This is a genomic window from Enterococcus gallinarum NBRC 100675, from assembly GCF_001544275.1.
GTDB lineage: Bacteria > Bacillota > Bacilli > Lactobacillales > Enterococcaceae > Enterococcus_D > Enterococcus_D gallinarum.
The window spans coordinates 1-12,214 of record NZ_BCQE01000017.1; the positions used below are offsets into that span (position 1 = coordinate 1).

At 41.8% G+C, this 12,214-nt stretch carries 13 protein-coding genes and 1 other annotated feature; of the genes, 1 reads left to right on the forward strand and 12 read right to left on the reverse strand.

The window, feature by feature from the left end; genetic code table 11:
* Positions 1-3: 3 nt before the first annotated feature.
* From argS to EG2_RS10885, 10 genes are all read right to left on the reverse strand, one after another.
* Positions 4-1,695, reverse strand: a complete 1,692-nt coding sequence (gene argS / locus EG2_RS10840) for an arginine--tRNA ligase (protein ID WP_060814770.1) — start codon at positions 1,693-1,695, stop codon at positions 4-6.
* A 91-nt stretch (positions 1,696-1,786) separates the two neighbouring features.
* Positions 1,787-1,989, reverse strand: a binding site (T-box leader).
* Positions 1,990-2,069: 80 nt separating this feature from the next.
* Complete coding sequence (argF, locus tag EG2_RS10845; RefSeq protein ID WP_060814771.1) at positions 2,070-3,080, reverse strand: ornithine carbamoyltransferase; 1,011 nt, start codon at positions 3,078-3,080, stop codon at positions 2,070-2,072.
* Between the two features lie 194 nt (positions 3,081-3,274).
* Positions 3,275-4,294 (reverse strand): tRNA (adenosine(37)-N6)-threonylcarbamoyltransferase complex transferase subunit TsaD, encoded by a 1,020-nt coding sequence (gene tsaD, locus EG2_RS10850; protein ID WP_060814772.1) that lies wholly within the window; start codon positions 4,292-4,294, stop codon positions 3,275-3,277.
* Complete coding sequence (rimI, locus tag EG2_RS10855; RefSeq protein WP_060814773.1) at positions 4,291-4,752, reverse strand: ribosomal protein S18-alanine N-acetyltransferase; 462 nt, start codon at positions 4,750-4,752, stop codon at positions 4,291-4,293. Before rimI (EG2_RS10855) ends, tsaD begins: the two co-directional genes overlap by 4 nt.
* Positions 4,745-5,287 (reverse strand): ribosomal protein S18-alanine N-acetyltransferase, encoded by a 543-nt coding sequence (rimI, locus tag EG2_RS10860; RefSeq protein ID WP_060814774.1) that lies wholly within the window; start codon positions 5,285-5,287, stop codon positions 4,745-4,747. Before rimI (EG2_RS10860) ends, rimI (EG2_RS10855) begins: the two co-directional genes overlap by 8 nt.
* Positions 5,271-5,993 (reverse strand): tRNA (adenosine(37)-N6)-threonylcarbamoyltransferase complex dimerization subunit type 1 TsaB, encoded by a 723-nt coding sequence (gene tsaB, locus EG2_RS10865; protein WP_060814775.1) that lies wholly within the window; start codon positions 5,991-5,993, stop codon positions 5,271-5,273. Before tsaB ends, rimI (EG2_RS10860) begins: the two co-directional genes overlap by 17 nt.
* A 234-nt stretch (positions 5,994-6,227) precedes the next feature.
* Entirely contained in the window at positions 6,228-7,214 is a 987-nt protein-coding gene (locus EG2_RS10870; protein WP_060814776.1) for a LacI family DNA-binding transcriptional regulator, read from the reverse strand.
* 38 nt (positions 7,215-7,252) lie between these two features.
* Entirely contained in the window at positions 7,253-8,734 is a 1,482-nt protein-coding gene (galT, locus tag EG2_RS10875) for a UDP-glucose--hexose-1-phosphate uridylyltransferase (protein ID WP_060814777.1), read from the reverse strand.
* An 11-nt stretch (positions 8,735-8,745) separates the two neighbouring features.
* Positions 8,746-9,735 (reverse strand): UDP-glucose 4-epimerase GalE, encoded by a 990-nt coding sequence (galE, locus tag EG2_RS10880; RefSeq protein WP_060814778.1) that lies wholly within the window; start codon positions 9,733-9,735, stop codon positions 8,746-8,748.
* 48 nt (positions 9,736-9,783) lie between these two features.
* Positions 9,784-10,941, reverse strand: a complete 1,158-nt coding sequence (locus tag EG2_RS10885) for a galactokinase (protein WP_060814779.1) — start codon at positions 10,939-10,941, stop codon at positions 9,784-9,786.
* Positions 10,942-11,094: 153 nt separating this feature from the next.
* Here EG2_RS10885 and EG2_RS18465 point away from each other — a divergent pair, with 153 nt between their 5' ends.
* Positions 11,095-11,262, forward strand: coding sequence for a DUF3042 family protein (locus EG2_RS18465; RefSeq protein WP_003126853.1), 168 nt, complete (start codon positions 11,095-11,097; stop codon positions 11,260-11,262).
* 23 nt (positions 11,263-11,285) lie between these two features.
* Here the strand turns inward: EG2_RS18465 and EG2_RS10890 are convergent, their stop codons facing one another.
* Both EG2_RS10890 and EG2_RS10895 read right to left on the reverse strand, forming a co-directional pair.
* On the reverse strand, positions 11,286-11,648 hold the full coding sequence (locus tag EG2_RS10890) for a DUF488 domain-containing protein (RefSeq protein ID WP_060814780.1): 363 nt from the start codon (positions 11,646-11,648) through the stop codon (positions 11,286-11,288).
* A gap of 164 nt (positions 11,649-11,812) precedes the next feature.
* Positions 11,813-12,211 carry a rhodanese-like domain-containing protein gene (locus tag EG2_RS10895; protein ID WP_060814781.1) on the reverse strand — a complete coding sequence of 133 codons (399 nt, stop codon included), beginning with the start codon at positions 12,209-12,211 and terminating at the stop codon, positions 11,813-11,815.
* Positions 12,212-12,214 lie beyond the last annotated feature (3 nt).

Here is a 12,214-nt window from a genome sequence, read left to right on the forward strand (position 1 = left end):
AATTTACATTTTATCAGGTGCATGTAATCCTAACAGACGCAAATCTTCTTTTAACAAGACCGTTACAGCGTAAACCAATGCCAATCGAGCATCTTTTTGCGCATCTTCTGCTAAAATCTTGACATTTGCATAATATTTATTGAAGGCTTGCGCTAATTTGATCGCATGTTTAGCAATCACTGATGGCTCATATTTATCTGCAGCCTGTAAGATAGTTTCTGGGTAGCGTTGGATCAACTTGATCACTTCCCAGCTCTCTGCATCATTCAAAGCAAGAGCTTGCGCATTGGCAGGATCAAATTGTGCTTTTTCTAGAATGCTCATCGCCCGTGCATGAGAATATTGGACGTAAGGTCCGGTTTCTCCTTCAAAACGAACGACTTCTTCCAATGTGAAATCGAAGTTGTTCAAGCGATCATTTTTTAAATCATGAAAGACGACCGCACCGACACCCACTTGTTTTGCCACTTCATCTTTGTTCGCTAAGCCTGGATTTTTTTCTGTGATTTGTTCTTTCGCAGATTCGATGGCCTCATTCAACACTTCTTCTAATAAAACGATTTTTCCTTTACGAGTAGACAGCTTCTTACCATCTTTGGTGATCAAACCAAATGGAATGTGGTGCATATCATCTGACCAATCGAAGCCCATTTCTTTAAGAACTGCTTTCAATTGCTTAAAGTGATAGCTTTGTTCGTTACCGACAACGTACAGAGACTTAGCAAAGTCATAAGTCCGTTTGCGGTACAATGCTGCCGCCATATCCCGAGTGATATATAATGTTGCGCCGTCAGATTTGCGGATCAACGCTGGATTGAGATCATAGGCAGACAAATCAACGATTTCTGCGCCTTGGTCTTCTTGTAACAAATGTTTTTCTTCCAAAAGTTCAACGACTTCCGTCATTTTATCATTGTAGAAGGCTTCCCCATTCAATGAATCAAAACTTACTTCCAGCATGTCATAGATTTTGTTGAATTCTTGCAATGACTCATCGCGGAACCATTGCCATAATTCGGTTGCTTCTTGATCACCGTCTTCTAACTTCTTGAACCATGCCCGAGCTTCGTCTTCCAACGCTTTATCATTTTCTGCTTGTTCATGGAATTCAACATATAAACGCAAGAGTTCATTGATTGGTTCTTTTTTAACTGCTTCTTCAGAACCCCATTTTTTATAGGCGACGATCAATTTCCCAAATTGAGTTCCCCAGTCTCCTAAATGATTGATCCGAATTGGCTGATAACCGATTTTTTCAAGAATAAAGCCAATCGAATTTCCGATCACCGTAGAACGCAAATGGCCCATGGAGATTGGTTTCGCAATGTTTGGTGAAGACATATCAATCGGAACCGTCTGCTGATTGCCAATTGATTGATCTCCATAATGATTTTTTTCCTTCAAGACGGTTTGTAAGACGTGTTCGCTGATCACTTCTTTATTCATAAAAAAGTTCAAGTACGGACCCACGACTTCGATTTTTTCAAAAGAAGCTGGATCAATTTTTTCCGCCAGTTCGCTAGCGATCTGTTGCGGTGCTTTGCGATAGACTTTAGCTAAGGCAAAGGCAGGAAAAGCAACGTCTCCGTGTTCAGCAGTTTTAGGATTTTCTAACAATTGACTGACTTGTTCTAAAGTCAAATCTTCTTTGACAGCGGCATAAATAGCTTGTGCAACGATTTGTTTATTATTCATTTTCTTTCCCTCCATTTGTTTCGATACGAAAGCAATGCCCAGCGAATGTACACGCGGAACAACTAAAAAAAGCCTCTAGTGCATCACATGCACTAGAGACGAGATTTCCCGCGGTACCACTCTATTTGTCCCTTAAGGAATGATCCTTAAAAAACCTACTTATTTCTGATAACGGCAGAATTCCGTTTGCTAGGCAAAATCTCACAAGTGCGCTTCACTTTCTTGATTGTTCGGCTCACACCTTCCCGAACTCGCTGAAAAACAAAAGCTACTCTTCTTGCTCATCGATTATCTACTATTTTGTTCCCAGAAAGTATAACAAAAAATAATCGGTTTGGCTAGCCGGTTTTTCGCCTTTGCATGGATTTCGCTATTTAAACCTTTGGAATAAAAAGATCTCCAAGGGTGACAGCCATAATGGCTTTGATAGAGTGAAGGCGATTTTCTGCTTGATCGAACTGGCGCGCTTGCTTGCTGTGAAAAACGTCATTCGTCACTTCCATCTCCTTCAAGCCAAAATCAGCAGCGATTTTAGCCCCATATTTGGTTTGTGTATCATGAAAAGCTGGTAAACAATGGAGGAAAATAGCTTGTTCATTATTGGTTTTTTTCATTAATTCAGCATTTACTTGGTAAGGCATCAGCAAGTCGATTCGTTCTTTAAATTTTGCTTCTTCTCCCATTGAAACCCATACATCGGTATAAACGACGTCTGCTCCTGCTACAGCTGTCACATCATCTGTAATTAAAATCTCTGCTTGTGATGCTTGGGCAAATTGCTCTGCCAGCTCGATGACTTGCTGTTCCGGCTGTAATTCTTTTGGTGCGATGATTCGAATAGCAACACCGAGAATCCCGCTAGTCACAAGTAAGGATTGCGCAACGTTATTTCTTCCATCGCCGCAGTAAGCAATCGTCAGACCTTCAAGACTGCCAAAATTTTCTTGAATCGTCATAAAGTCTGCGATCATCTGTGTCGGATGCCACATGTCAGACAATCCATTCCAGACAGGTACACCAGAATATTTCGCCAAGTCTTCAACGATTCTTTGGCTAAATCCTCGATATTCAATCCCATCAAACATCCGACCAAATACTTTTGCAGAGTCCTCAACAGATTCTTTTGATCCCATCTGGATATCATTTGCTCCTAAAAATTCCGGATGCGCTCCTAGATCAACGGCAGCAACGGTAAAGGCGGCTCGTGTTCGAGTAGAATTTTTTTCAAACAAAAGAGCGACATTTTTTCCTTCCAAATAACGATGCGGGATATTCTTTTGCTTTAATTCTTTTACATGTAATGAAAAATCGATCAGATACTGCAATTCATCTCTGGTAAAATCTTTTTCTGCTAAAAAACTGCGACCTTTAAAAACGGATTTCATTTCTTTTGCACCCTTTCTTGCCTATGTTTTTAGCCAGTATACAACTTTTATAATTTTTATTCAATATATAGAAATTTTACGTATTTTTAATCAATTATATCCAAATAGTTGAAAAAAAGACCGTGGCTGCCATTCGGATTCGTATCCCAATGACACCACGGTCTTCTCTGTAATGTTGAGCAGAAAATGCTTGATTATTTCATTTCATGACCAAAACTTAGGCTTGGCATGGCATTTAATGATAATGGGGCAAACTGTTGTTTTTCTAACAGAATATGCCCAAAGGCCCCGATCATTGCCGCATTATCGCCACATAAGCGCAAAGGTGGGATAATCAAGTCAATCTCAGGCAGTTCACTCATTGCTTCATCTAGTGCCTGACGCAGGCCTTGGTTTGCAGCAACGCCACCTGCTACAATCAATTGGTTGACAGGATAAGTCTTGCAAGCGCGAATCGTCTTAGTGACCAAAACCTCTACGACACTTGCTTGAAAACTAGCAGCAAGGTTGGCTTCGTCCAATGTTTCTCCTCGTTGCTGCGCATTATGGACAAAATTAATAAAGGCACTCTTTAATCCGCTAAAACTAAAATCAAAGTTGTCTTCATGGATCATTGCTCTGGGAAAATGGTACGTGTCCTCACCTAAATGCGCCAAACGATCGATTTCTTTTCCGCTAGGATAAGAAAGTCCTAAGACTCGTCCCACTTTGTCATATGCTTCTCCTGCAGCATCGTCACGTGTCTCGCCAATAATCTCAAAGGAACCATCTTCTGTCATATAAACTAACTCCGTATGACCACCGCTCACTAGCAAGGCAAGCAGTGGAAAGGTCAGAGGTTTGACAAAACGGACCGCATAGATATGCCCCGCCATATGATTGACTGGCAACAAGGGTAATCCATGCGCCCAGGCAAACGCTTTGGCGGCCGAAAGACCGATCAGCAACGCCCCCACTAAGCCTGGACCATACGTGACCGCTACAGCGGATAAGTCTTCTGGTGTTACTTCTGCTTGTTTCAGTGCCTCTTCTAAACAAAGAGTAATCTGCTCCACATGATGTCGACTAGCTACTTCTGGGACAACGCCACCAAAACGTTGATGACTTTTAATTTGAGAAGCCACGATATTGCTTAAAATCGTGTCCCCGTTCTTTATGACAGCGACACTTGTTTCGTCGCAACTGCTTTCAATGGCTAAAATCAATTCATTCATTTGATTGATGCTGGCCTCACTTTCTTTTCCATGATCAATGCATCCTCTTGAGGATGACTATAATAATTTTTGCGCCGCCCAATGATTTCAAAACCCATTCGCAGGTATAAGGCTTGTGCTGGAAAATTACTGACCCGCACTTCTAGAAAAATCCTTTCGACGCCAGCAGATTGACAAGACTGAATAACAGCTTGCAGCAAGAGTTTCCCCAACCCTTGTCCCTTTTTTTCCGGTAGGACTGCGAGATTAAAGATTTCGGCTTCGTCTAAAACCCGATGGTAACTAACAAATGCCTCCATTGGCTGGAGTACTAAATAGTGACTGTGGGCAGCAGTCAAATCCTGCTTGAATTGTTCACAAGTCCAGGGAGAGCCATCTTGATAACTCGCTTCTGCCAATTGCCATAACAGCTCTTCGCTTTTTGCAGGCAACTCTTCTTTATTCAACAGTTTATTCATTTAAAAATTTCACCATATCCAATGCATCTTCATTTCCTTCTGTATAGTAGGCAGTTTTGATTGCTCGTGAGACAAAGCCCAGCTTTCGATAAAGCCGCTGAGCGTCACGATTACTTAAACGCACTTCTAACGAAATTCGGTCACATTTGTTTTTTCGCGCATACTGTTCGATTTCAGTCAACAAAAAAGAGCCGACACCTCGGCCTTGATATTCAGGTATAACAGCAATATTGGTAATATGAGCATCTTCTCCCAACAAACGAACGCCCGCAAAACCGATCATGCGCTCATTTTGTAAGATACACAAGTACAAATGCTTAAATCGCGAATAAATCTCTGAAAGAAACGCGCTCTTGGTCCAAGGCAGCTCCCCGGCATACACCAATCGTTCCACTTGCAGTAACTCTTTGATATCTTCGCCGACGATTTCACGGATCACATACGTTTCATCCTGAATCGTTTTCGTCTGTTCCGGGTATTGAACTTTACGAAAAAGGGTCAGCTTTCCTTTGAAAGATTTAAATTTTTTCAACATACGTATCCGCTCCTGGAGTATGAGATGCCAACCACTTTTCTTCCGCTTCAACAAGTTTCAAATACTCTGGCACAAAATCATGGATCGACGAAACGGGTTCCTCTGTTTCACTTAATTCTGCCAACACGACGCCATTCGGATAATTCCACAAAGAAACTTGATTGATCTGTGCAGACGGCATTGCTTCAGTGATTTGCGGGGCAAATTTTGCAGCATCAGCGCCAACAAATAGTACCTCTGTGTCTAACTCAGCTAATGCATGCAACAATGTCGGTAATGCCACATGCTGGTCAGGGATCACTGACTGCAGCTTCCCTTCTTGCCAACGATAGCCACCGGCATAGACATTGTTGCGGCGTGCGTCAAATAATGGCACGATCACTTTCAAAACCCCAACACAATTCGCAGCTATGTTCTTCAAACTCGACACGCCCACCAATGGGATATGTAATGTATCGGCTAATGTTTTAGCGGTCGTGACACCGATCCGCAATCCTGTATAAGATCCCGGACCTTGGGCAACTGCGATTCGCTCTAACTGCTGCGGCAATACCCCTACAGATTGCATCAATAAATCGATTGCTGGCATCAATGCACTGCTGTGATTTTTGATAGCCATCGTCTGACTTTGTCCTAGGATCTCCTGACCATCCATGATTGCAATGGCCAATGTTTGATTTGATGTATCGATCGCTAATGTTTTCATTGCTTTTTCTCCCCAATCAAAAAACTCACTCATATTTTACCATATTCTGATAAAATGCCAAACTTTGCTTATTTGTTTTCATAAGTGCATGGTTACTGGTGAACTAAAAAAATGACCAAAGAATCTATGGCAGCCGCGACAGTTTCTGACTGCGACGGAAAACTGTTCCATTTCTGGAGACTTTTTCCCATAGATTCTCAGGACATTTCTATTTGTTGCAGATGAACTTCCCCATCATTGATTCGTCGATTGACGTTTAATCAATTCCGTTGCGATAGTGACCTTTCGCGGAACAGGAGCTGGATTCTTGATGATCTCAAGTAGTGTGGTTACAGCCAACTCTCCCATCCACTCCGTATGAACTTTGATTGTCGAAAGGGTTGGAAAAACATATTTGGCAACACTGACATCGTTAAAGCCGATCAAGGAGATATCTTCTGGCACACGAATCTTTTCTTCCTGCAGTGCCCGCAGTGCTCCGATGGCTAAAGCATCGCTGGAAGCAAATAACGCAGTAGGTAGTGGCAAGGTGTCTTGCAAGAACTGTTTCATTGCCTGATATCCATCTTCGACAGTAAACGGTGCCGCAATGTGATACCCTTCGTCATAAAGACGCAAGCGTGTCAGTCGTTCCTTGAATAGCGTCAGCCGCGGATCTTCAATTTCTTGTCGACTTCCTTTTGTATATTCAATACCAGATAAGATGCCGATTTTTTGATGTCCTTTAGCAACAAAATGATCAATGACCAAATCCACTGCTTGCTGAAAATCGACTACCAATGAATCCACTCCAGCCGACAGCCCGTCAAAATCAACGAGTAGCAGATGAGGCTGCGTCTTTTTTAATTGTGCGATCTGCTGGGCATCAAATTTTCCTAAAGCAATCGTTCCATCTACTTGGGTCTCACTGATAGAAGCAAACGATTCTTTTAGCAAACGAATCCCCAATTCTTCCGTCTTGTTCTCAATCCCAAGCCGAATAGCTAAATAGTAAAGATCTGCCAGTTCTTCTTCGGTATCAAACCATTGAATCAAACGAATCCGACCGTTTTCGACTTGGCTTTTCTTTTTATGCTTTGTATAGTTCAGTGCTTCGGCGGTTTTGAATATTTTTTCTTTGGTTTCTGAACTGACGGCTAACTCACTGTCATAATTGAGGACACGAGAAACGGTCGCTGGTGAAACGCCTGCCTGTTCAGCAATATCTTTGATTGTAGCCATTCCCGCGCCTCCATTCTTTCCAATTCATCTCAATAACTTCAAAGTTTATTGATAAAACGCATGAATGCAGCCTGACCGGATGCATCCCGCTTGAAAACTCCTGCGTATTCCAAAACTTTTGCAAAAATTCCACCAACTTCTTGATAAACAATCTCTGTTACATTCTCCTCAGTGATGGTATAGGATTCCTTCATCTCTTGTGCCCACGGAATATGATAAGCAGCAATTTGATTTGGCTGATCAAGAAGGTAGGCCCTCACTTCTTCTAACTCCGTTGCTAAACGCGGAGGCAAGACCGCTAATCCCATCACCTCGATTAACCCAATGTTTTCTTTTTTGATATGCTGAACATCTTTATGAGGATGAAAAATACCATCAGGATGTTCGTCAGAAACATTGTTATCCCGAAGAACAAGATCCATTTCAAAGTGTTCGCCCTGTTTTCGAGCAATTGGTGTGATGGTGTGGTGCGGTGTGCCATCTTCTGAATAAGCATTGATCGAAACGGAAGGATCTGAGTACTCTTTCCATTGTGCCAAAATATAATCAGAAGCAGCAGCCACTTTTTGCTTGTCTCGACCTTGAATCCGAATAACCGAAAGCGGCCATTTAACGATTCCCACCGTTAGCTCGTCAAAACCAGTTAGTTTGAATGTTTTCTCAATGGGTGCTTTTGCCATCGCAAATGTATGCCGTCCACCTTGATAATGATCGTGGGACAAGATCGATCCGCCTACGATCGGCAAATCAGCATTTGAACCGACAAAATAGTGAGGCAGGACCTCAATGATTTGCAATAGACGATCAAAGGTTTTGCGCGTGATCTTCATCGGACGATGCTCTAAAGACAAAAAGATGGAATGCTCATTGTAATAAGCATACGGAGAGTACTGAAGTCCCCATGCTTCGCCGTCCAGATTCATCCGAATAATGCGATGATTTGTCCGAGCCGGGTAATTCATCCGCCCTTTATAACCTTCATTTTCCAAACAAAGGAGACATTTAGGATAATCGATCGCTGCTGCTGCTCGCTGCGCAGCGATTTCTTTCGGATCTTTTTCGGGTTTGGATAGATTGATCGTGATCTCTAATTCTCCATACTCGGTCATTACCGGAAAAACAATATTTTTCTTGATGGCTCGAGTCTTGATGTAATCATTTTGCTGACACAAATGGTAAAAATAGTCCGTTGCCTCTTGTGGGTCTTTTGCATAGTGCTGGGCAAAGAAAGCATTGACCACAGAAGGCGGTGGCGTCAAGAAATCCATCAATTGCGCTTCAAGGATTTCCGTTTCAGCAAGTGCCTCGCCGATCACCTGATTTTTTTTGGCTTGAGTGACCAATTGATCCATCAATACCACGGCTGGTTCTTCGACCGGTCGGACAGTAGCTGATTCAAAGGCTTCTTCACTAATCATACCAAGGATCCTATTTTGTAAATAAATACGATCCATTTCCATCCAACCACCAGCCTGGATCGCTAATGTCACGAAATCACAGATTGTTTGACTGAGCGTCATTTTGTTGCCTCCTAGTCTTGATAACCTTCTGGATGGCTAACGTGCCAATTCCAAGCTGTTTCAATTATTTGTTTCACATCGGTGTAACTAGGTTCCCACCCTAACACCGCTTTTGCTTTATCACTAGAAGCGACCAATGTTCCCGGATCTCCGGCACGTCGCGGTGCTACTTTCGCTGGAATATCTTTTTGCGTAACAGTACGCGCTGCATCCAACATTTCTTTGACTGAGTAGCCATTGTTGCTGCCAAGATTGAAAACATTGCTAGGATTGCCTTTTTTCAAATATTCTAATGCTAAAATGTGGGCGTTGCATAGATCTTCTACATGTACGTAGTCTCTGATACAAGTTCCATCTGGCGTATCATAGTCATCACCGAAAATTGCTAGCTCCTGACGCTGACCTAAAGCGACTTGCAAGATGATTGGAACTAAGTGAGTCTCAGGATCATGGTCTTCCCCGATTGAAGCATCTGATTTAGCTCCTGCAACATTAAAGTAGCGTAAAGCGACGTATTTCATGCCGTAAGCTTCATCACACCAACGCATCATTTTTTCCATCATGAGTTTGCTTTCCCCATAAGGATTTTTGGGATTTGTAGGTGTTTCTTCTGTGATCGGGCTTTGTTCTGGCTCGCCATAAGTCGCTGCAGTAGAAGAAAAGACAATATGCTCAACGTTGTTGTCTTTCATTACTTCTAATAATACCTGCATCCCATACACATTATTGTTGAAGTATTTCAACGGTTTCTCAACTGATTCACCGACAAGAGAACTTGCGGCAAAATGGATCACACCATCAATCGTTTCTTTCTCAAAAACGCTTTGCAAAAATGCTTTGTCTCGAATATCTCCTTCGTAGAAAACAGCCTCTGGATGGATCGCTTGACGATGACCTGTTAAAAGGTTATCCACGACAACGGCTTGGTATCCTTTCGTAATCAATTGATCAACTGCATGAGAGCCGATATATCCGGCGCCACCTAATACTAAAATAGCCATTCTTAATCATCCTTTTCTTTCATTTATTCAATGAATCCGTCTTACATTCTACAGTTTTCGCGCGCCATCATCAATGCTTGCTTGGTAAATATCTGTCTCATAGCCGATTTTTTCACGATAGCTTTCTTTGACAGCCGTTGCAAATGCTTCCCACTCGCTTTTTTTCACCAAAGCGATTGCACAACCACCAAATCCAGCCCCTGTCATTCGAGCTCCTAAAACTGCTGGCTGTTCTTGTGCCGCTGCCACCAAAGTGTCCAACTCGATACCCGTAACTTCATAATCATCTCTTAAAGAAGCATGAGAAGCATCTAACAGATGACCAAAAGATTCTAAATCTCCCGCTTCCAATGCCGCTTTAGCTTTTAAGGTACGCTGATTCTCAGTTACAGCATGTTTTGCGCGCTTGATCAAGGTTGGATCTTCAATCAGTGAAGTATATGCAAAGAACGTTGCTTCGTCCAATTCACCAAGCGATTGGATTTTCAGTTTCGTTTGAAGCCGTTTCAATGCTTCTTCACACTCCCCACGGCGCTCGTTGTATTTCGAATCTGCCAATTCCCGCCGCTTGTTTGTATTCATGATAGCTACGACATAGTCCCCAAATTCTGCAGGTACAAGGTCATAAGCTAAAGTGTTGGTATCTAGCAATAATGCATGGTCTTTTTTTCCCATCCCTATAGCAAACTGATCCATGATACCTGAATTAACCCCAATAAATTCATTCTCAACTTTTTTCCCTGTCAAAATCAACTCTAAACGTTCGATCGCCAATCCGAACAAATCATCAAGAATCACTCCTGTCAATAATTCAATGGAGGCTGAAGAAGACAAGCCGGCACCATTAGGAATATTGCCATAAAAAGCGATTTCAATACCAGAGTCGATTGCATGACCCGCTGCTTTCAAATAGCGAATCACACCTTTAGGGTAATTGGTCCAATCGTCTTCTTTGCGGTACTCCAAATCGTCTAAAGAAAAAGTGATGATCCCCTTTTCAGGGAAGTTTTCCGAATAAAGACGTATTTGCTTATCTGCCCGTTTTCGTGCTACACCATATGTTCCTATCGTGATAGAGGCTGGAAAGACATACCCGCCATTATAATCTGTATGTTCCCCGATCAAGTTGATTCGTCCTGGTGCAAAATACGATCCTGTGCCTTTTTCACCGAATTTTTCTGCAAAAATTTGTTGTAGCTGTTCCATCTTTTTCACTCCTTCATTTAATTTAGTAAATTTATTATAAAATATTTACTAAATTTTATCAATACTTTACTCGCGTTACAAGGGCTTATTTTTGATATTTTTGCACTTTTGTTTCATAATAGAAATAAATAGATAAAGGCGAGGTGGAGAAGAATGAAACGATTTCTTTCAGGTTTCTTAGTTGGTACAGTAGCAACTATCGCAGCTGCTGCTAGCGTAGTCATGACTGTCAAAAAACAAGTGATCGATCCAATTGACGAACAACAAGCACTAAATGAAGAAAAAAGAAAACGAGCTATGCGTAAAAGTGTCTCTCGTTAATACAAAAACTGCCATTGAAGATTTTACTTCAATGGCAGTTTTTTCAATTCCTCAGCTAATACAACCGCTTGATTATGTGTTTCATCTTTTGCACCATAAACCAATGTCACGGTTTTGTGGTCTTTTACTATTTGTTGCAATGCTCTAAAGGCATCATCGGTTGGCTTCTTTTTTAGTTCTGCTAGGTATCTTTGACAAAACGCATCATAGCGCTCTGGATCATGACCAAACCATTTACGCAATTCTGTACTAGGAGCAACCTCTTTCAACCAAGAATCAATCACCGCCACTTCTTTTTTGACGCCCCTTGGCCAGATTCGATCAACAAGGACCCGATAACCATCTGTTGGTGCGGCAGCCTCGTATACACGTTTTACTTTAATCATTTCCATCCACTCCTTTGAATCTACCTTAACACATTCTTTCAAAAAAAAGACCGAGTCCATGATGACAAGATCCTTAGTTACAGCTGTTGAATGGTTTCTAACGACTCATTCTTGCGCCTCTTAGGAACATCTTGTTTGATCATTGATCTCAGTCTTTTGATTAATTAACTAGTTTTCTTTTTCGTTTTTCCGCTCCAGCCTTCATAGCCTTCTTTTAGAATGTAAACTTCTTTAAACCCTTCTTTGCGAAGTTTATTCGCAGCACGGATACTTAGAGATTTACGGGTATCATATAAGTAGATGGGCTGATCTTTCCGAAATGCGCTAAACGAATTTGTTAATACCGTGAATGGGATATTTCGTGCACCTAAGATATGACCGGCATCGAACTCATTTTTCTCCCGCACATCAATCACTTGTGCTTTTTTCATGCCATTTTTAAATTCTTCTTCGGAAATGATTTTGGCTGATCGTCTTCCCATAATTTGGAAGTACGCCCAATTCAATGCGATTGCCAATAAAATCAATCCTAAAATAATATTAATCCAGTTCCAAACAGACATCTT

Coding starts and splice junctions, on each gene's coding strand:
- argS (WP_060814770.1), bottom strand. CDS start 1,695: ATGAATAATAAACAAATCGTTGCACAAGCTATTTATGCCGCTGTCAAA.
- argF (WP_060814771.1), bottom strand. CDS start 3,080: ATGAAATCCGTTTTTAAAGGTCGCAGTTTTTTAGCAGAAAAAGATTTT.
- tsaD (WP_060814772.1), bottom strand. CDS start 4,294: ATGAATGAATTGATTTTAGCCATTGAAAGCAGTTGCGACGAAACAAGT.
- rimI (WP_060814773.1), bottom strand. CDS start 4,752: ATGAATAAACTGTTGAATAAAGAAGAGTTGCCTGCAAAAAGCGAAGAG.
- rimI (WP_060814774.1), bottom strand. CDS start 5,287: ATGTTGAAAAAATTTAAATCTTTCAAAGGAAAGCTGACCCTTTTTCGT.
- tsaB (WP_060814775.1), bottom strand. CDS start 5,993: ATGAAAACATTAGCGATCGATACATCAAATCAAACATTGGCCATTGCA.
- EG2_RS10870 (WP_060814776.1), bottom strand. CDS start 7,214: ATGGCTACAATCAAAGATATTGCTGAACAGGCAGGCGTTTCACCAGCG.
- galT (WP_060814777.1), bottom strand. CDS start 8,734: ATGACGCTCAGTCAAACAATCTGTGATTTCGTGACATTAGCGATCCAG.
- galE (WP_060814778.1), bottom strand. CDS start 9,735: ATGGCTATTTTAGTATTAGGTGGCGCCGGATATATCGGCTCTCATGCA.
- EG2_RS10885 (WP_060814779.1), bottom strand. CDS start 10,941: ATGGAACAGCTACAACAAATTTTTGCAGAAAAATTCGGTGAAAAAGGC.
- EG2_RS18465 (WP_003126853.1), top strand. CDS start 11,095: ATGAAACGATTTCTTTCAGGTTTCTTAGTTGGTACAGTAGCAACTATC.
- EG2_RS10890 (WP_060814780.1), bottom strand. CDS start 11,648: ATGATTAAAGTAAAACGTGTATACGAGGCTGCCGCACCAACAGATGGT.
- EG2_RS10895 (WP_060814781.1), bottom strand. CDS start 12,211: ATGTCTGTTTGGAACTGGATTAATATTATTTTAGGATTGATTTTATTG.